General features: G+C 69.6%; 16 protein-coding genes, 1 tRNA gene and 5 pseudogenes. 6 read left to right on the plus strand and 16 right to left on the minus strand.

Annotated features, from left to right (window positions below; translation table 11 throughout):
- From MBEBAB_RS05920 to MBEBAB_RS05930, 4 genes are all read right to left on the minus strand, one after another.
- On the minus strand, positions 1–865 hold an 865-nt coding region (locus MBEBAB_RS05920; protein WP_045318937.1), incomplete at its 3' end, for a lysozyme.
- A gap of 250 nt (positions 866–1,115) precedes the next feature.
- Positions 1,116–2,162 carry a magnesium transporter gene (gene mgtE / locus MBEBAB_RS05925; RefSeq protein ID WP_306301995.1) on the minus strand — a complete coding sequence of 349 codons (1,047 nt, stop codon included), beginning with the start codon at positions 2,160–2,162 and terminating at the stop codon, positions 1,116–1,118.
- Positions 2,045–2,530, minus strand: coding sequence for a magnesium transporter MgtE N-terminal domain-containing protein (locus tag MBEBAB_RS18300; protein ID WP_306301996.1), 486 nt, complete (start codon positions 2,528–2,530; stop codon positions 2,045–2,047). Before MBEBAB_RS18300 ends, mgtE begins: the two co-directional genes overlap by 118 nt.
- Before the next feature lie 192 nt (positions 2,531–2,722).
- Positions 2,723–2,809: transfer RNA gene (locus MBEBAB_RS05930), tRNA-Leu, on the minus strand.
- 484 nt (positions 2,810–3,293) lie between these two features.
- Here MBEBAB_RS05930 and MBEBAB_RS05935 point away from each other — a divergent pair.
- Positions 3,294–5,243 (plus strand): annotated as a pseudogene (locus MBEBAB_RS05935) (glycoside hydrolase family 3 C-terminal domain-containing protein); the annotation flags it as partial.
- A 242-nt stretch (positions 5,244–5,485) separates the two neighbouring features.
- Positions 5,486–5,686 (plus strand): fibronectin type III-like domain-contianing protein, encoded by a 201-nt coding sequence (locus MBEBAB_RS17360; RefSeq protein ID WP_242397101.1) that lies wholly within the window; start codon positions 5,486–5,488, stop codon positions 5,684–5,686.
- A 125-nt stretch (positions 5,687–5,811) separates the two neighbouring features.
- On the opposite strand, the pseudogene MBEBAB_RS18610 reads toward MBEBAB_RS17360, so the two are convergent.
- The 3 genes and pseudogenes from MBEBAB_RS18610 to MBEBAB_RS05945 form a co-directional block, all read right to left on the minus strand.
- Positions 5,812–6,042, minus strand: a pseudogene (locus MBEBAB_RS18610) (CPBP family glutamic-type intramembrane protease); the annotation flags it as partial.
- A complete protein-coding gene (locus tag MBEBAB_RS17365) occupies positions 5,964–6,479 on the minus strand; it encodes a hypothetical protein (protein ID WP_021697035.1) in 516 nt (171 codons plus the stop codon). The pseudogene MBEBAB_RS18610 and the gene MBEBAB_RS17365, both read right to left, overlap by 79 nt.
- Positions 6,480–6,523: 44 nt before the next feature.
- A complete protein-coding gene (locus MBEBAB_RS05945) occupies positions 6,524–7,333 on the minus strand; it encodes an AraC family transcriptional regulator (protein ID WP_045318938.1) in 810 nt (269 codons plus the stop codon).
- Positions 7,334–7,544: 211 nt separating this feature from the next.
- Between MBEBAB_RS05945 and MBEBAB_RS16100 the strand changes: the two genes are divergently transcribed.
- A complete protein-coding gene (locus tag MBEBAB_RS16100; RefSeq protein WP_021697037.1) occupies positions 7,545–8,423 on the plus strand; it encodes a hypothetical protein in 879 nt (292 codons plus the stop codon).
- 132 nt (positions 8,424–8,555) lie between these two features.
- Here the strand turns inward: MBEBAB_RS16100 and MBEBAB_RS05955 are convergent, their stop codons facing one another.
- On the minus strand, positions 8,556–8,807 hold the full coding sequence (locus MBEBAB_RS05955) for a FliM/FliN family flagellar motor switch protein (protein WP_045318939.1): 252 nt from the start codon (positions 8,805–8,807) through the stop codon (positions 8,556–8,558).
- Positions 8,808–8,880: 73 nt separating this feature from the next.
- On the opposite strand from MBEBAB_RS05955, the pseudogene lipB reads away from it, so the two are divergent.
- A pseudogene (lipB, locus tag MBEBAB_RS05960) lies at positions 8,881–9,620 on the plus strand (lipoyl(octanoyl) transferase LipB).
- Here the strand turns inward: lipB and MBEBAB_RS05965 are convergent.
- The 7 genes and pseudogenes from MBEBAB_RS05965 to crcB all read right to left on the minus strand — a co-directional run bounded on the left by MBEBAB_RS05965 (position 9,617) and on the right by crcB (position 14,583).
- A complete protein-coding gene (locus tag MBEBAB_RS05965) occupies positions 9,617–10,129 on the minus strand; it encodes a DUF805 domain-containing protein (protein WP_081703437.1) in 513 nt (170 codons plus the stop codon). The pseudogene lipB and the gene MBEBAB_RS05965 overlap by 4 nt on opposite strands.
- A gap of 55 nt (positions 10,130–10,184) precedes the next feature.
- Positions 10,185–10,568, minus strand: coding sequence for a hypothetical protein (locus tag MBEBAB_RS05970; RefSeq protein ID WP_021697041.1), 384 nt, complete (start codon positions 10,566–10,568; stop codon positions 10,185–10,187).
- A gap of 26 nt (positions 10,569–10,594) precedes the next feature.
- Positions 10,595–10,738: a hypothetical protein gene (locus MBEBAB_RS17370; RefSeq protein WP_242397102.1), complete on the minus strand. Its 144-nt coding sequence runs from the start codon at positions 10,736–10,738 to the stop codon at positions 10,595–10,597.
- A gap of 41 nt (positions 10,739–10,779) precedes the next feature.
- Positions 10,780–11,472: an HAD-IA family hydrolase gene (locus MBEBAB_RS05975; RefSeq protein ID WP_021697043.1), complete on the minus strand. Its 693-nt coding sequence runs from the start codon at positions 11,470–11,472 to the stop codon at positions 10,780–10,782.
- Positions 11,469–13,163, minus strand: coding sequence for a putative 2OG-Fe(II) oxygenase (locus tag MBEBAB_RS16680; RefSeq protein ID WP_021697044.1), 1,695 nt, complete (start codon positions 13,161–13,163; stop codon positions 11,469–11,471). The genes MBEBAB_RS05975 and MBEBAB_RS16680 overlap by 4 nt, the downstream gene beginning before the upstream one ends.
- Positions 13,160–14,154: pseudogene (locus MBEBAB_RS05985) on the minus strand (RluA family pseudouridine synthase). Before MBEBAB_RS05985 ends, MBEBAB_RS16680 begins: the two are co-directional and overlap by 4 nt.
- Before the next feature lie 40 nt (positions 14,155–14,194).
- Positions 14,195–14,583, minus strand: a pseudogene (gene crcB, locus MBEBAB_RS05990) (fluoride efflux transporter CrcB).
- Positions 14,584–14,630: 47 nt separating this feature from the next.
- Between crcB and MBEBAB_RS05995 the strand changes: the two are divergent.
- Both MBEBAB_RS05995 and MBEBAB_RS06000 read left to right on the plus strand, forming a co-directional pair.
- On the plus strand, positions 14,631–15,071 hold the full coding sequence (locus tag MBEBAB_RS05995) for a DUF2214 family protein (protein WP_021697048.1): 441 nt from the start codon (positions 14,631–14,633) through the stop codon (positions 15,069–15,071).
- A gap of 135 nt (positions 15,072–15,206) precedes the next feature.
- Positions 15,207–16,427, plus strand: a complete 1,221-nt coding sequence (locus MBEBAB_RS06000) for a hypothetical protein (protein ID WP_045318940.1) — start codon at positions 15,207–15,209, stop codon at positions 16,425–16,427.
- Here MBEBAB_RS06000 and MBEBAB_RS06005 read toward each other — a convergent pair.
- Complete coding sequence (locus MBEBAB_RS06005; RefSeq protein ID WP_021697050.1) at positions 16,424–16,915, minus strand: CC0125/CC1285 family lipoprotein; 492 nt, start codon at positions 16,913–16,915, stop codon at positions 16,424–16,426. The two genes, MBEBAB_RS06000 and MBEBAB_RS06005, sit on opposite strands and share 4 nt — an antisense overlap.
- Positions 16,916–16,986 lie beyond the last annotated feature (71 nt).

The raw sequence follows: 16,986 nt of genomic DNA on the forward strand, positions 1-16,986 counted from the left end.
GTTCGGGCTCGGGCTCAGGAGCCGCCTCGGCAGCGATCTCGTCCGCGCCGTTCTCATTGGCGGCGACCACCGGCTCGGGCGCGGAGGCCTCTGCAGGCGCCGCAAAGGTCGGCGTCACGATGGGAGCCTCTTCGGCGGGCGCGTCAGCCTCCCCCTCGGGCGCGGCCTCCGGCTCACCCTCCGCCTCGGCTTCAGGCTCCGCCGTCTGTTCCGGGGTTTCGTCCAGCGCCGCAGCCGGGGTCTCGCCCAGCAGGGCCGCCACGGCCAGGGCGCGGGCCCCGTTGGCCTCGGGCTCCGGAGTGTCTTCAGGCTCCGCCGGGCGCTCCTCCGGCGTCTCCGGCGTCTCCGGAACCGGCGCGGGCGGCGGGGCGGGCGCATTCAGCAACGCCGCCAGATCCGCCTCCTGTCCCGGATCATGCCGGAACAGCGCACTCTCGGCCGCACGGCGGCGCGCGGCGGGATCGGGCGCCGGCGTCAGCGGCGGGGCGTCACAGGCGATCAGGGCCCGCGCCGCGTCCTCGGGCTCGCCCGCATTGACCCAGACCAGCACCTCCGACGCCAGGAACCGCTCCAGCCCCACGGCCTGGCCGAAGCTGGCCAGGGCGTCCACCTGATGCTGGTTCAGCGGCAGGGCGATGCGCTCGGCGATGGCGTTCAGAATGGGCAGCAGATCGTACTGGAGCAGGAGCTCGGCGTCCGCCGCCGACACCTCGGCGCCCTCGCGCGCCGACAGCGTATGCCCGTGACCCACGACCCAGCGGCCGTCCGCCAGACGCTCGGCGCGCGCGCGGAAGCCCTCGAAGCTCTTGATGAGCTCCAGGCCCCGGCGGGACACTTTCAGCTTCGGCTTGTCGATCTGCGACAAAGGTCCTGACCCAGAATGAGACGGGCGGGTTCGCCCTGACGGGGAACCAGCAAGCTCCGGGCCGCCCACCGCCCGGTGCATCCTGCATGGAAGAGCGCACATTTTTTTGTTCGTCATGGCCGGGCTTGTCCCGGCCATCCATACCCTCGCCGGATCCGTCAAAAGCCCGGATGTTCAAACCGTCCCGGCGCACCCCGTCGGTTCAGGGCGTATGGATCACCGGGACAGGCCCGGTGATGACGATGCCGCCCTACAGAAGGATCAGCCCGGCCAGTCCCAGGAAGGTGAAGAAGCCCACCGTATCGGTGATCCATGTCACGAAGACCGGAGAGGCCACCGCCGGGTCGCGGTCCAGCCGCTCCAGGATCATGGGGATCAGCGCCCCCGCCAGGGCCGCGGCCACCAGATTGATGGTCACCGCCAGCCCGATCACCAGACTCAGCATCGGCATGCCGAACCACACCGCCGCGATGGCCGCCAGCAGCACCGCGATGGCCGCCCCGTTCAGGAACCCCACCACCACCTCGCGCCGCACGATGCGCACCGCATTGGCCGCCGACAGCTCGCGCGCCGCCAGCGAGCGCACCGCCACGGTCATGGCCTGGACCCCGGCGTTGCCGCCGATGGAGGCCACGATGGGCATCAGTATGGCCAGGGCCACCAGCGCCTCGATCTCCTCGGCGAACGCCCCGATCACCAGCGAGGCGGCCACCGCCGTGCCCAGATTGATGATCAGCCAGGGAATGCGCGAGCGCACCACGCCCATGACGCTGGCGTCGCGGCCCTCGTCGGACACGCCGGCCAGACGCAGGATGTCCTCGCGGTTCTCTTCCTGGATGATGTTGACGATGTCATCGACGGTGATCTGGCCCACCAGCCGCCCGCCCACGTCCACCACCGGGGCCGAGATCAGGTGGTACTTCTCGAAGATGTAGGCCACCTCTTCCTGGTCCTGGTGCACCTCGATCTCGTTGACCGGCTCCATCAGGGCGGACAGCTTCACCTCCCGCGCCGAGCGCAGCAGGCGGCTCACCGCCACCCCGCCCACGGGCCGGTACTGGGGGTCCACCACATAGATGTCGAAGAACAGCTCGGGCAGGTCCTCGCCCTGGGCCCGCAGGTGGTCGATGGTGTCGCCCACGCTCCAGAACTCGGGCGCCGCCATCACCTCGCGCTGCATCAGGCGCCCGGCGGTGTCCTCTTCGTAGCCCAGCGAGCTCTCGATGGCGGCCCGGTCCTGTTCGGGCATGGCGGCCAGCACCGCGCGGCGCTGGTCGTCCTCCATCTCCTCCACCACCGCAGCGGCGTCGTCGGAATCCAGTTCCTGCAGCGCCTCGGCCAGGCGCCCGAGGGCAGCCGCTCCAGCACCTGCTCGCGGATGCTGTCGTCCAGTTCGGGCAGCACCTCCGCCAGCACGTGGGGCGACAGCCACAGCACCAGCACCGAGCGGTGCTCGGACGTCAGGAAGCCCATCAGGTCGGCGATGTCGGCGGGGTGCAGGTCTTCCAGCAGATCGCGCAGACGCTCGCCGTCCCCGGCGTCGGCCGCGTCGATCACCTTCTCCACGAAGGCGGCCGTCAGGGCGTAGTCCTCGCCCAGGTGTTCGTCTTCGTCGTGTTCGGGGTCAGGACCGGCCGGGGCTTCGCGCACGTCGTCAATGGTCACGAGCGTCCTCCCCTTTCAGCAGGTCAGTCCTGTGGTCGGCTTCGGGGCAAACCCTGCAAGCGGCTGATCCGCCGATACGAACCCCCACCCTACCCGTCATCGCCGGGCTTGTCCCCGCGATCACGAAGTCCCGGCGCAGGCCGGGAATGACGGATATGGGACCAGGAGCCGATCACTCGGCTCTTGAGGTGATGGTGCGGTCGAGAAGACTCGAACTTCCACTCCGGTTAGGGAACAGCGACCTCAACGCTGCGCGTCTACCAATTCCGCCACGACCGCTCGCATCGGAGCGGGGGCAATAGCCGAGGATGACCCGAAAGGAAAGGGCCGTTCGCAACAGCAACCCATTCTCCCCACTTCGCCTCCCCTCAAGGCAAAGGGCCCCCGCGCAGCGGGTCGGATGTGGGTGAATTTGGTGGCCGCCGCTTCCGGCGGGCGGGCTCCGGCAGGCGAGGCTGGCCAGAGCGGCCCGGACGCGCAATAGTCAGACAAATAGGATGGTCGGGAGGTTTGAGGTGCGCCAAGTCATGTCTGGAGTTGCGTCCGCCGCTGCGGCGGTCGCCGTCATCGGGGTGCTGGCGTGGCCGGGCGTCGGTCAGGCCCAGCTTCCGGGGGCCCAGCGGCCTGCTTACCAGGACCATGGCTTGCCGGCGGAAGCGCGCGCCGCCGACCTGGTCGCAAGGATGACGCTGGAGGAGAAGGCGTATCAGGTGCTCAACGACGCGCCCGCCATCCCCCGGCTGAACATCCGCGAGTACAACTGGTGGAACGAGGGCCTGCACGGCGTGGCGGCGGCGGCTACGCCACGGTCTTTCCCCAGGCCATCGGTCTCGCCGCCACCTTCGACGAGCCGTTCGTGCGCCGGGTGGCGGCGCACATCGGCGTCGAGTTCCGCGCCAAATATCTGGACGCCCGCCATCGCTTCGGCGGCTCGGACTGGTTCGAGGGGCTGACCGTCTGGTCCCCCAACATCAACATCTTCCGTGATCCGCGCTGGGGCCGGGGCCAGGAAACCTATGGGGAAGACCCCTATCTGACCGCCCGTCTCGGCGTCGCCTTCGTGCAGGGCCTGCAGGGGGATGACCCCGACTACGCCCTCACCATCGCGACCCCGAAGCATTTCGCCGTTCACTCCGGTCCGGAGGCGAGCCGCCACCGGGACGACATCCTCCCCAGCGCCCGCGATCTGGCGGACACCTACCTGCCCGCCTTCCGCGCGGCGGTGATGGAGGGCGGGGCCCGCTCGATGATGTGCGCCTACAACGCCGTGGACGGCGCGCCCGCCTGCGCCAATGAGCCCCTCCTGACCCACTATCTGCGCGAGGCCTGGGGCTTCGACGGCTTCGTGGTCTCCGACTGCGGCGCGGTGCTCGACATCCATGCCGCGGATCGACACGCCTACGTCCCCACGCCGGAACAGGCGGTCGCCGTCGCCTTCAACGCCGGCATGGACCTGATCTGCGGCGGGGCGGAGGACGGCGAGGCCATCGTGCGGGCGGTGCGGGACGGCCTGCTGGACGAGGCGGTGATCGACCGGGCCCTGGTGCGCCTGTTCACCGCGCGGATGCAGTTGGGCCAGTTCGACGAGCCGTCGCGCGTGTTCCCGTCCATCACGGCGGCCGACTTCGACACCGCCGAAGGGCGCGCACTGGCCCGGACCGCCGCCGAGCGCGGCATCGTCCTGCTCAGGAACGACGGCCTGCTGCCGCTGGGAGACAACCCCGGCCGCATCGCCGTCATCGGGCCGAACGCAGACAGCCTCGCGGCCCTCGTGGGCAACTACAACGGTGATCCGTCACAGCCGGTGACCATCCTGGACGGCGTGCGTCGACGCTGGCCCCAGGCCGAGGTGACCTATGTGGAAGGCGCCGGGCTGATCGATCGGGCGCTCGAGCCCTTGCCAGGCGACGTGCTGTGCCTCGACGCCGCCTGCAGCGCCCCGGGCGTCCGCGTCGAGCACTTCAGCGACCGCGCCTTCGAGGGATCGCCGGTTTCGACCGACCATGCCGGTTCGGTCGAACAGACATGGGAAGGGATCCTGCGCAGCGGCGCGGTCCGCTACACGGCGTGGCTTACGGCGCCGGAGGACGGCGACTACGTCTTCCGCTACGCCGCCGACGGCGGCTACCGGGTCTTCATCGACGATGCGCCCGTGGTGGACGCATGGAATGTGGACTGGCGCCCCGCCATCGTCGCCGGCACGGTCCGCCTGAGGCGCGGGCAGACCTATCGTCTGCGCGTCGAGGCGTTCCAGCGCACCACCCGGGGCGAGGAGCGGCTGCTCTGGAGTCCGCCGTCCGATCCCGGCGGCGCCCGGGCCGAGGCGGCGGCGCGCAACGCAGACCTGGTCATTTTCGTCGGCGGCCTGACGGCTCAGCTGGAGGGCGAGGAGCTCCCGCTGTCCACACCCGGCTTCTCGGGCGGAGACCGGACAAGCCTGGACCTTCCGGCGCCGCAGCAAGCCATGCTGGAGCGGCTTCACGCCACCGGCAAGCCCGTGATCCTCGTGCTGGTCAACGGCAGCGCCCTGAGCGTCAACTGGGCGGACCGCAATCTCCCCGCGATTCTGGAAGCCTGGTATCCGGGGGGTCAGGGGGGTGATGCGGTGGCCCGCATTCTGGCGGGCGACGTCAATCCCTCCGGGCGGCTGCCGGTCACCTTCTATCGCTCCAAAGACGACCTGCCGGCCTTCACCGACTACAGCATGGAAAACCGGACCTACCGCTACTTTGACGGGCCGGTTCTGTATCCGTTCGGCCACGGCCTCTCCTACACCCGCTTCGCCTACAGCGGGGTTCAGGCGAGCCCCGGCGACATCCGCGCCGATGAAGCGGTTGAAGTCAGCGTCGTCGTCGCCAACGCCGGCGATCGGGCCGGCGACGAGATCGTGCAGCTCTACATCAGCCGCCCGGGCATCGAAGGGGCGCCCCTGCGCGCGCTCGCCGGCGCCGGCGGGTGTCCCTGGCCCCGGGCGAACAGCGCCGCGTCGCCTTCACCCTGGACCCGCGCAGCCTCAGCACGGTGGACGACCGCGGCGTGCGACGGATTCTGCCCGGCCCCGTCGAGCTGTGGATCGGCGGAGGCCAGCCCGGCGGCCTCGCTCCGGGCGAGGCTGGAAGTCTGACCGTGACCACCACCGCAATCCTGCCGGAGTAAGACACGCGCGGGTGCGCCGGGCGAAACTCAGCGTCCGCCCCCAGATACAACACGATGAAGTTGATCGTATCGACGACGCCGTGGACGAGCACGATGGGCCAGAGGTTGCGCTTCAACAGCAGGAACGCGGCGCCGAACGCGATGCCGATGGCCGCCGTCGTCACCAGCCCGCGCAGGCCCTGATAGTAGAAATGCCCGAGTCCGAACAACAGGGCCGGGATCAGAACGGCGAATACGGGGGCGAGGGGCACGCCACGGAACAGCGCCAGGGCGCGGGTCACCAGAAAGCCGCGAAAAAACATCTCTTCCCCGAACGCGGCCGCGGTCCAGACAATCCCGAGCCATAGCAGGAGCATGGGCAAGCTGCCTTCGACGTCGCCCCAGCGATCCCCGACGCCTCGGGAACGGTTTTCAGGAACGTCCAGCCGAGCGCTTCTCCGCCGTACAGGACGACCGTGACGGCGGCGGCGAAAAAGCCGAACACCAGCAGGGCTTGCGGCAGGACCAGCAGCTTGGCCTTGACGCCCCTGAGCGGGATCAGGCCGACCGATGACCATCCCTCCCCCCTTCGGCGCAGATAAATCGCCAGGCAGACCAGGGTCGCGATCAGCGACACAGGCCCGGCGAACCGCCAGAACAGCGGGTCAAAGGCGATGCGAAGGATCAGCGCCAGCGCGCCGAACGCCGCCAGCTCGGCGGCGGCCCTGCGCCGGCCTATCATGGCCTTCGTGCTTTCCGGCCCCTCCGGCTGGAGGGCCCCGCGCTGTTCTGCGGGATTGATCTCGTCGGTCATGGCCAGGCTCCGGTGTCGGGACAGGCCGGGATAGACCACGCGGTTCAGGCTGATCTTGAACGTCTGTGCATGGCGGCCCAGATTCTCGGCGTCATGCCGTAGGTCTTCTTGAAATGCCGGGTGAAATGGCTCTGGTCGGCAAATCCGGCGGCCTGGGCCACCTGGGCGAGCCCTGCGCCCCGGCTCATCATCCCGCGCGCCCGGTCGAGCCGTCGGAAGATCAGATAGCGGTAGGGACTTGCGCCCAGCAGGGCCCGAAAATCACGCGAAAGCCGCCAGCGATCATAGTGCGCGGCCTGTTCCAGATCGGCGAGCGTCGGGGCGCGATCCAGATTCGCCTCGATGAAATCGCGCGCCCGCAGCACGGCGGCGTGGTTCTGAACCCCGGTCGGCAGGTCCGCGCCGGACGCCTGCGACAAGGCCGCCGTCAGATCCGTGATCGCCTGCTCGCGCTCAAGATCCTCCATGGGGCTGTCGAGATCGTCCAGCAGTTCACAGACCACGCGGTGAAGCCCCGGATCGTCCGATACGTCGCCCTTGATGAACGGAAGCGGGCGGCCATCAAGAACCCTCTGGATATCGGCCGGCGCCACATAGGCGGTCTTGTACTGAAACGGGAGGCCGTCGCCCGCGCGCCCGTCGTGGAGTTCGTCCGGATGCAGCACGACGATCTGGCCGGGCAGCGAATGGCGCGACGCGCCCCGATAGTCGAAGGTCTGAACCCCGGCCACGGTGATCCCGATCGCATAGGTGTCGTGTCGATGCGGTGCGAAGGCGACGCCGGTGAACCGCGCCTCCAGACGGTCGATGCCGCCGGACGACCTGAACACCCAATTGTCCGCACCCGCCGCCATCCGCCGATCCCTCATCATCGTGGAGACCCTATCCGCTGTTCGGACCGGGCGCCGCGCCACCGCTGAAAGAGAAGACGGGCAATCGCCTCCGCGTCCACTTACCGCTTGTTAATCCCGCATTTCCGACGGCCAATCCCTTGTGAAACAAGGCCCGGTCCTCGAAATTCGGCCTTTTTCACCGCCGCGCCCGGGGGCGCCTCACACTGGCGGGATGTCCATTCGATATCTGCCTGACAGCCCGCCCGTCTTCGACACCGCAAAAGCCCGCGCCCGCTGGGCCGCCGCCAAAGCCGACTATCTGGCCGGGGGCGGCGCGCCCGAGGTCTGTGAGCGCCACGGCCTCAGCCTGCGCACCTTCCGCTGGCGCGCCCGAAAGGAAGGCTGGCGCCGCGCCGACCAGCCCGCCCCCTCCCTCGCGCCCGACCCGGCGCCGCCGGCGCAGGACGAGCCCCTTGTCATCCCCGAGGCGCCGGAGGCGCCATCGGGGACGCCCCTCACCACCTCGCAGATGGTCGACAAATGCTGGTCCCACGTCCAGGCCGCCGTGGCCGCCGGGCAGCTGATCCAGGCCCGCGGCTGGCTGCGCCTCTACAAGGAGCTCAAGCCCCTCGTGCCCTTCACCGAGATCGAGGCCCGCGAGGCGGCCGAAAGCGCCGCCGGGGAAGAAGACGTTGCACGGCCATTGCACTGTTTTTCCGATCCCGAGCCCCGCACGCCCGAACCCGAACCGCCCTCGCCGTCCGCGCCCGAACCGGACCCCACGCACGATCTGGTGCGCCTGACCACCCATCTGGCCGCCGCCGCCCGTCAGGCGGAGACCGCCGCCCTGGGTGGGGACGTTGCACCCCCGTTGCACTGTTTTTCCGCTCCGGAGTCTCACCAACCACCCCCCGCCGACGACCCACCACCGGACGCCCCCGCCGCCGACGCGGTCCCCGATCCCTTGCCCGCCAGGGATCTCGCCCGCCTCATCGCCGCGCTGCAGGCCGTCACCGCCCGCGCCGAACAGACGCTCGACGCCGAAACCGCGAGACTCCCGTTGCACTCTTTTTCGCCGCCGGAGTCTCACCACCCGGGACAGGGGCCGTGACCCCATCAAACCCGTCACCCTCCGGCTTGACCGGAGGGTCCAGACGCTCCGTCAGGGCCGAGCGACCTCCGAACGTCCAGTGTTTCTGGATTCCCGGTCAAGCCGGGGAATGACGGAGGGAGGAGCTCCGCCCTACGCCGCGCCGGCCATGTAGTCGTACAGGTCCGCCGGGCGGGTCACGGTGATGGCGATGCGGTCGTCGTTGATGGTGATCTCGCCGCGGGCCACGGGGTGGTTGTTGGCCAGGATCCACACTTCTTCGTGCTCTCCGGCGTCCAGGGGGATCACCGCGCCACGGCCCATGCGCAACAGCTGCGCCATGGGCAGCACGGAGCGACCGAGCACCACGGAGATCTCGACGTTTACGGATTCAATCTGACTCATCGGGTGTACTGACGCGGTTACTGGGGTGATCTGGTCTTGCATGGCTGCCCCCTGCCGCCACATTGGGCCGATCATGCTTTCCCAGCCGTTAAGTTCTCCGCCCGATCTGACCCGCCTGCGCCGCGACGACGGGCGGCCGGTTCAGTGGGTCACGGCCCTCGCCCCCGTCCCCTACGAGACGGCCGTGGCTTTCATGGAGGACCGGGTCGCCGCCATCCATGCGGGCGAGGCGGAGGAGATGATCTGGCTGCTGGAGCATCCGCCCCTCTACACCGGCGGGGTCTCGGCGAAGGCCGACGACCTGATCGACGCCCGCTTCCCGGTGTTCCAGACCGGGCGCGGCGGCCAGTACACCTACCATGCCCGGGCCAGCGGGTGGCCTATGTGATGTTGGACCTGAACCGGCGTGGCCGCGACGTGCGCGCTTTCGTACGCGGGCTCGAGCAGTGGATTATCGGCGCCCTGGCCGCCTTCAACGTGGAGGCCGACGTGCGCGACGGCCGCGTCGGCGTCTGGGTCGAGCGCCGCTTCGTCGGCGACGACGGGTCGGCCCAGGCCCGCGAGGACAAGATCGCCGCCATCGGGGTCAAGGTGCGCCGCTGGGTCAGCTTCCACGGCATCAGCCTGAACGTGGAGCCGGACCTGACCCACTTCGACGGCATCGTCCCCTGCGGCATCCGCGAGCACGGCGTCACCAGCCTCGCCGACCTGGGCCTGATCGCGACCATGGACGACGCCGACGCGGCCCTGAAGGCGAGCTTCGAGCGGGTGTTCGGGCCGACGGAGAGTCAATCGACGCGGGGGGAAACCTAGTCCTTCTGACCAATGCCCTTGGGGGACGGGCCATATCGGTTGGGCCCGGGCGTGCCGTCGAGGAAGCCGAGGGTGACCAGAAGCCAAAATCCGATGATGAGGTACACCGAAGTGAAGACATGCTTGGCGATATCCAGGGTGGAGAACGGAGGCGCCATCGGCGACATCATCAAATCCGGCGCGATGAGCATGGCGATCCCATCGGCAATAGCCAAGGGCGCTGACACAAGCACCAGCCAGCCGCTCTTGTCGCGGTCATGCGCACGCCTCATCGACAATGCTGTCAAAGGCCAAAGAAAGACCAAGAGCACACCAAGACTGAGCGCGGCCTCACCTTGCGAAAGGCTCGGATCAAATGGCGACGGCCATGCGCCGAAGATCATCTTGCTGAGCAGAGCCCAAAGCGACGTCTGAATGACGGCAAGACCAATCCAGATCAACCACCAGTCCCGTCGACGTGTGCGCCCATCAAAGCTCACGAGCGCCTTCAGTGCTTTGTGTGTGGCCATCGCTACCCCCGTCTCTCGGTTGGAGGATCAATCAGGCTCGGTCAAGCTTGAGACTTCACCCCCGACGGGGCGTGAACCAGCTCGGCGCGGCGGGCGGGGCGCAGTTGCGCTGCATGCCCATGCCCTTCAGGAAGGCCCGGCGCTGCCGTCCGGCCTGGATGGCGGACTGCACCTGCTGGCTGTGCTGCTCCGCCCCGCTCAGCCGCCGCACCCAGCTGCGCAGGGGGATGAAGTCGGTGGCCGTGTCGCGGATCGCATCCAGCGTCGCCGACGCCGCCGCGTCCGCCGCGATCTCGCTGTTCAGCGAGCCGTCCTGGGGCGTGGGCTCGTCCAGGTCCGGTCCCAGGGCGTCGTCCAGCCGCCGCACCTCGGCCGCGATGGCCGGGCAGCGCTCCAGATTGCGCATGTCATAGGGCGCCGCCTGGGCCTGCAGCAGCACCGTCGGAATGGCGTCGCGGCGCAGGTTCAGGTCTTCCAGCGGGGCGGTGGCGGCATCGGCGAAGCGTCGCGCACCGTCCCCACCCCGTCCCCCGCCGAACGGGCCGCCGTGCAGGCGTTCAGGGCCAGGGCCGACAGGCAGATCACGGAAACGCTCAAGGTTTTCATCATGGGGATGTAACGCATTTCCAAGGACTTGGTTGTGGGAATCGTCACGCCGCGCGACGCCCCGCGGCAAAGGCGTGCAGCGCCTGCTCCAGCCCCGGGAAGTCCTCGGCCACATGGACCGCTCCGGACGCCAGCACCTCGTCCGCCGTGTGGAAGCCCCAGGCCACCCCCTGCGGCCGGACCCCCGCGTTCAGGGCCATGCGCATGTCGTGGCTGGTGTCGCCGATCATCACCGTCCGCTCCGGCGCCCCGCCGCACACATCCATGGCGCAGACCAGCATGGCCGGGTCCGGCTTGCCCGGCCCGTCCTCGGCGCAGTGGCTGCTCAGGAACAGGTCCGCCCAGCCCGCTCGCGCCAGGTTCCGCTCCACCCCCCGCCGCGACTGGCCCGTGGCCAGCGACAGCCGCCACCCGTCCCGGCTCAGCCGGTCCAGCAGGTCCATGGCCCCGGCATACAGCGGCTCCTCGAACCCCGGCCGCTCATGCATGCTCCGGAACGCGCCCTGATAGGCCGCCACGAACTCGGCCAGCTCGGCGTCGGTCAGCTCAGGCGCCAGCTGGCGCAGCGCCTCGTGCAGCGACAGCCCCACGATCTGGCGCACCGCCTCATAGCCCGGCTCGGCCAGCCCCACGGTCCGCGCCGCCGTCACCGCCGCCTCAAGGATCGCCGCCCGGCTGTCCACCAGGGTCCCGTCGATGTCGAACACCGCCAGCGGCGCATCGGCTGCGGGCCTCATGCGGGGACCACGTCGAAGGCGATGGTCAGCCGGGTCTGGTCCCCCGAGAACGGCACGGTCCCATGCCACATGTAGGACGGGAACAGCGCCAGCAGCCCCGGCTCCGGCTTGATGAAATGCTGCGCCTCCAGCGACGGCGCCGTGGGAATGCCGGGCCGCCCGAACTGGATCCAGCCCTCGCGCCCCGCCCCCTCGACCGCGTCCGGCAGGGCGATATAGCAGGCCGACGACAGCCAGCCGTCAGGATGCAGATGGTCCGCATGAAACCCGTCGGGCTGCAGCTGGATCGACCAGGCTCCCTTGATGCGATAGGCGCCGGTGTTGCGGCGGCGCAGGGGATCGTCCCCCTGCCCCAGCAGCGCCATGTGCCGCCGGATGGGGCCGTCGATGGCCTTGAAGAAGGCCCGCACCGTCGGCTCCTCGCTGACCAGCAGGTCCATGCTGGTCTGGGTGCCGTGTCTCAGCGACTGGTCCAGCGGGTGGGTCTTCAGCCGATGCAGGCCCCGAAGCGTTTCGGCCAGCTCGGCCAGATAGCTGTCCAGATCCGGCCAGCCGTCCGGCGTGTCGATGCGCCAGCCCCGCACCACCGCCTCATAGTCGCACAACTCGGACAGGCGCGGATCGTCCAGCAGCCGCCAAAGGGTCGCCTGAAAGGCCAGCAGGTACTGATCCAGCGGCCGGTCGCGCAACATGGCCTCCACCATCGACGCCGCTTCCTCCGCCGCCCCCACGGCCAGCAGGGCCTCCACCAGTCCGCGCCGGGCGTCCTCCTGCTCCGGCGCCATGCCCACGGCGGTCCGTGCATGCTCAAGGGCCTTGTCCGCATCAAAGGCCACCGCCGCCCGCGACGCCGCCAGATGGCCCGCCGCATCGCTCAGCGGCCCGGCCGTCATGGCCTCATAGGCCCCGCGCGGATCGCCCGCATAGGTCAGCACCTTGGCCTTGAGCGCCCGCAGCGGACTGACGTCCGGGTGTTCGACAATCATCCGGTCGATGCGCGCGCACGCCGCCGCCGCATCCCCCGTCCGCATCCACACCAGCTGGGCCTGATCCCGCAGGGCGTCCAGGGCCAGCGGGCGCCGCGTCAGCACCTCGGCGAAGGCCGCGTCCGCCTCGTCGTAGCGAGCCTGTTTCTGCAGGGCGCGGGCCAGGGCCAGCCAGGTCTCGGGCGCGTCGCCGCCTTTGGCGAAGGCTGTGCGCGCCGCCGCCTCGGCCCGGTCCGCATGACCCATGTCCCCCAGCAGCGCCGCCAGATTGTGGTGGACCACCGGATTGTCCGGCGCCAGCCCCACCTGCCGCTCGCGCACCGCCAGGGCCTCCGCCGCCCGGTCCAGCGCCTGCAGAGCCTGGGCCCGCAAATCCAGCAAGGCCAGACGGGGGCGCTCCACCGCCGCCGCAGCCTCGGTGGCGGCCAGCAGGTCCTCATGCCGCTCCTGGGCCGCCAGCAGCCGGGCCAGATCGACCGCGGCGTGCACATGGGCGGCATTGATTGTCAGGGCGGCGCGCAGCGCCCGTTCCGCTCCTGCCGCGTCCCCCGTCCCCGCCAGCGCCGCGCCCAACAGGTGACGGATGTCCGCCTCGCCCGGCAGCGTCGAGGCCAGCGGCGCGAGCAGATCCAGGGCCTCGGCGAAACGCCGCTGGTTGAGCAGGGCCGCGGCCTGCTGCGCCCGCATGGCCTGATCCGGCGTCATCGGATGCGCTTGACCCCGGCGAAGGGATCCTGCTCCGCCTCATCCTCGGAGAAGCCGAAATGGGCGAAGCCGGCCTTCATCTCGGGACTCAAGGGGGCCTCAACGATCAGCTTGCCGCCGCCGGGGTGGTCCAGCTCGATCCGCCGCGCATGCAGCTGCAGCTTCAGCGGACCCGACAGTTCGTTCGACGCCTCGTCCCCGTATTTGGGATCGCCGAGGATGGGATGCCCCATCGCCTTCATGTGCGCCCGCAGCTGGTGGGTCCGTCCCGTGAACGGCCGCAGCGCCATCCAGCTGGCCCGGTGCGCCGCCCGGCTGATGGTGGCGAAGGCGGTCTCCGCCGGCTCTGCGCCGTGCTCCTTCGGATCGGCGGGCCGCATGATCTCGAAATCGTTGATGCCCGACTTCTTCAGCGCCAGATCGATCTGCCCGGCCCCCGGCTTGGCGCGCCCATGACAATGGCCCAGTAGGTCTTCTTGGCCTGACGCCGGGCGAAGGCCCCCGCCAGCCGCTTGGCCGCCTCCGGCCCCTTGCCGAGCAGCAGGACGCCCGAGGTGTCCCGGTCCAGCCGGTGCACCAGACGCGGCCGCTCCAGCCCCTCGCCCCAGGCCGACAGCAGCCGGTCCACGTGCTTGGTGGTCTTGGTCCCGCCCTGCACCGCCAGCCCGGCGGGCTTGTTCAGGGCGATCACCATGTCGTCCTCGAACAGCACCAGCGAGCGGGCATAGGCCACGTCCCGGTCGCTCAGGGTCGGCCGCTCGCCCGGGGTCTTCTCCACCGGATCGGGGATCGGCGGCACCCGAACGGCGGCGCCCGCGGTCAGCCGGTCCTCCGGCTTGGCGCGCGATCCGTCCACGCGGATCTGGCCCGACCGGGCCATCTTCTGCACCTGCACATGGGACAGGTGCGGCCAGCGCCGCCGGAACCAGCGGTCCAGACGGATGCCGTCCTCGGCCTCGGCCACATACAGGGTTTTCACTTCACGGCTCATGGCCGCCTTATAGGCCGTCACGCGCGCGGCGCCATCCTGGCTACCAGAGGCGCCGGGCGATCATCAGCCCCGCGAACAGGGCCGCCACCGACAGCACCACCGACAGGCCCACATAGCCCGCCGCCAGCCCCAGCTGCCGCCGCTCGATCATCAGGGCGGTCTCCAGCGAGAAGGCGGAGAAGGTGGTGAAGCCGCCCAGCAGCCCCACCCCCAGCAGCAGGCGCAGGCGCTCGTGATCCACGCCCGACCCGGCTTTCAGCGCCAGCATCCCGCCAGCAGCCCCATCAGCAGCCCGCCCACCACATTGGTCGTGAAGGTCCCCAGAGGCCAGGCCACGCCCGGCGCCAGCCGCGCCGCCGCCAGCCCAAGGGCGTAGCGCGCCATGGCCCCCGCCGCGCCGCCCGCCGCCACCAACAGAAATCGTGTCATGATGCCAACCTACGCTGTTTCCGACTCGCCCGTGAAGGCGCTTTCCCATGCTGGACCTGACCCTCGCCATCCTGCACCACATCCTGGTCTTCGGCCTCGTGGCCATGATCATGGGCGAACGGGTCCTGCTGCGCGCGGCGCCCCTTGATGTGGACCGGCTCGGGCATCTGGACGCCGGCGTCGGCGGCGCGGCCGCCCTGGTGCTGATCGTCGGCGTCTCCCGCGTCATCTGGGGCGGCAAGGGCTGGATGTTCTATGAGGCCAACCCCTTCTTCTGGGCCAAGCTCGCCGTGTTCGGCCTGATCGCAGCCGCCTCGATCATTCCCACGCTCCGGTTCATCGCCTGGCGCCGCGCCCGCAAGGCTGATCCCGCCTTCCAGCCGGAACCCGCCGATGTGGCCAGGGTCCGCCGCTGGCTGGGGATCGAAGCGCTCCTGCTCCTGCCCTTGCTGGCCTTCGCCGCCGCCATGGCCCGCTGGCCGTTCTGAACTTTCTCAAAGTTCATTTGCCCCCGGGCGGTTCGCCGATAGGGTTAAGCTTGGTTCGCGCCCAAGGCGAAGCTGGATGGCTCGGCCCCGACTTTCATCGTAGAACCCTTGCGGAACAAGGTTTGGGGAACAGGCATGTCGCAACAGGATTCGCATGAGCCGACGGTGGCGCCGCCTGTGCCGGAGCCGACCGTGGAGCCCATGGCCCATCCCCTGCATCAGCCTGCGCCGGTGATGGGCGCCGTGGCGACCCCGCCCCCGCCGGGGGCGGCCGACCGGCCTGACCGCGACGCGCCCGCTCCCGTTCGCGACCCCGACGCCCGCCACACCCGCTCGCGCGACGGCATCGACCGGCCGATTCAGGAAAGCGAGTATTTCTCCAACGATCCCGAGGCGATCCAGCACATCTCGGATCACATCGACGAGTATTTCAACCAGCCCCTCGACATCTTTCCCTTCTGGGAGAGCGACGGAAAGCCGGACCGTTTCCACGTCCTGTTCCATCGCCAGATCCAGGAACGTTTTCCGGTCGAGTCCGACATGCGCGGCCGCATCCACCGCTACGGGCGCTCGGTGTTCCGGCGCCTGTGCACCCATGTGGCCATCAAACGCATGAATCAGGCCCTGGCCCTGATCGCCTTCACCCTGCTGGCCACGCTGGGCCCGACCTGGTTCACCGACTGGACCGGGACGACCACCGCCGGGGTCGCCATGGCGGCCATCGCCATGGTGCTGACCGTGGCCCTGTACTGGGGCCTGAACGCCATCCTGTTCACCCAGTACCGCTTCCGGCTGGAGAACGACTCCTACGAACTGTCGCGAGAGATCGTGCAGCGGACGCGCGAGCTGCAGAACCTGTTCACCAACGCCCGCGCCGTGGCGGACCAGGCCGAGACCCAGTTCCAGACCGACGGCAAGGGCTGGGGCCAGCGCGCCATGTACCTGACCCGCCTGACCATGTGGCTGGGCGCGCGCATGGAATATCTGGAGAAGTTCGTCCAGATGGAGCTGTGGCGGGTGCGGCGCGAGCGCTACTGGATGCGCTGGTTCAGCCGCTTCATGACGCCGCTGGTGTTCCTGCTGTGGCTCTGGCTGGCCGTGCTGGAGCCCGTGCCCGGCGTGAACGAGATGGAATTCCGCATCCTGCAGGGCCTCGCCATCGTGCTGGGCGCCGGGGTGTCGTGGATGTCCTACTTCCTGTGGCAAACCCCGGTGGGCGCCATTCAGGACAAGCTCGGCATCGAAGGCTGGGTCCGCTACGCCTCGCTGGACGTGGACAACGCCGTGGCCGACCAGGTCCGCCGCGACAAGGAGCGCCTGGTGGAATACCGCAACCTGACGCGGGGTAGGGTCTAGTAGCGCGCGCCCAGCGAGTCCCGCACGCTGCGGGCGTCATAGACCTCGGGACGGTCCGGGCGGGGGCCGTCGCCGGTGCGAATCTCCATCACCGTCGAGGTCGGCTGGTCGCCCGAGATGTTCAGGCCAAGGCCGACGCCGACGCCCGAGGTGCGATAGCCGCCGTAGCTGCCCGATCCGGCGCCGATGGAGACGCTGGGCCGGACGCCGCCCTGGCTGGGGCGCCCGTCGATCCATCGCTGGGTCACCTCGAACCACTCGTCGCCGTTCTGAAGCGTCAGTTCGGCCGCGCGCAGCAGGGCGTAGTCCGCGACCGGACCGGGATCGCCGACGCCGCGATAGGTGACGCGCCAGCGGTCGCTTTCGATGCGCTGCTCCGAATAGCCCTGGCCCGAGCCGCCCATCTGCGGCCCATAGGGCGACAGGCTGGCGCAGGCGGCCACCAGCAAGGCGGCGGCGGACGCGACGACGACGAACGGACGGATCATGGCGGACTCCCTCTTTCATCACAGAAAGCGAACGACGTGATCGATTGTTCCGACCCGCATTTGGGCTAGAA

This window comes from Brevundimonas abyssalis TAR-001 (genome assembly GCF_000466985.1).
Lineage (GTDB): Bacteria > Pseudomonadota > Alphaproteobacteria > Caulobacterales > Caulobacteraceae > Brevundimonas > Brevundimonas abyssalis.

What these genes read in the sequence shown, in the direction of transcription:
- MBEBAB_RS05965 (WP_081703437.1), bottom strand. Translation starts at nt 10,129, where the DNA reads ATGGCCACACACAAAGCACTGAAGGCGCTCGTGAGCTTTGATGGGCGC.
- MBEBAB_RS06000 (WP_045318940.1), top strand. Translation starts at nt 15,207, where the DNA reads ATGTCGCAACAGGATTCGCATGAGCCGACGGTGGCGCCGCCTGTGCCG.
- MBEBAB_RS05995 (WP_021697048.1), top strand. Translation starts at nt 14,631, where the DNA reads ATGCTGGACCTGACCCTCGCCATCCTGCACCACATCCTGGTCTTCGGC.
- MBEBAB_RS17370 (WP_242397102.1), bottom strand. Translation starts at nt 10,738, where the DNA reads ATGATGAAAACCTTGAGCGTTTCCGTGATCTGCCTGTCGGCCCTGGCC.
- MBEBAB_RS05955 (WP_045318939.1), bottom strand. Translation starts at nt 8,807, where the DNA reads ATGAGTCAGATTGAATCCGTAAACGTCGAGATCTCCGTGGTGCTCGGT.
- MBEBAB_RS16100 (WP_021697037.1), top strand. Translation starts at nt 7,545, where the DNA reads ATGTCCATTCGATATCTGCCTGACAGCCCGCCCGTCTTCGACACCGCA.
- MBEBAB_RS16680 (WP_021697044.1), bottom strand. Translation starts at nt 13,163, where the DNA reads ATGACGCCGGATCAGGCCATGCGGGCGCAGCAGGCCGCGGCCCTGCTC.
- MBEBAB_RS05945 (WP_045318938.1), bottom strand. Translation starts at nt 7,333, where the DNA reads ATGGCGGCGGGTGCGGACAATTGGGTGTTCAGGTCGTCCGGCGGCATC.
- MBEBAB_RS06005 (WP_021697050.1), bottom strand. Translation starts at nt 16,915, where the DNA reads ATGATCCGTCCGTTCGTCGTCGTCGCGTCCGCCGCCGCCTTGCTGGTG.
- MBEBAB_RS05975 (WP_021697043.1), bottom strand. Translation starts at nt 11,472, where the DNA reads ATGAGGCCCGCAGCCGATGCGCCGCTGGCGGTGTTCGACATCGACGGG.
- MBEBAB_RS17365 (WP_021697035.1), bottom strand. Translation starts at nt 6,479, where the DNA reads ATGACCGACGAGATCAATCCCGCAGAACAGCGCGGGGCCCTCCAGCCG.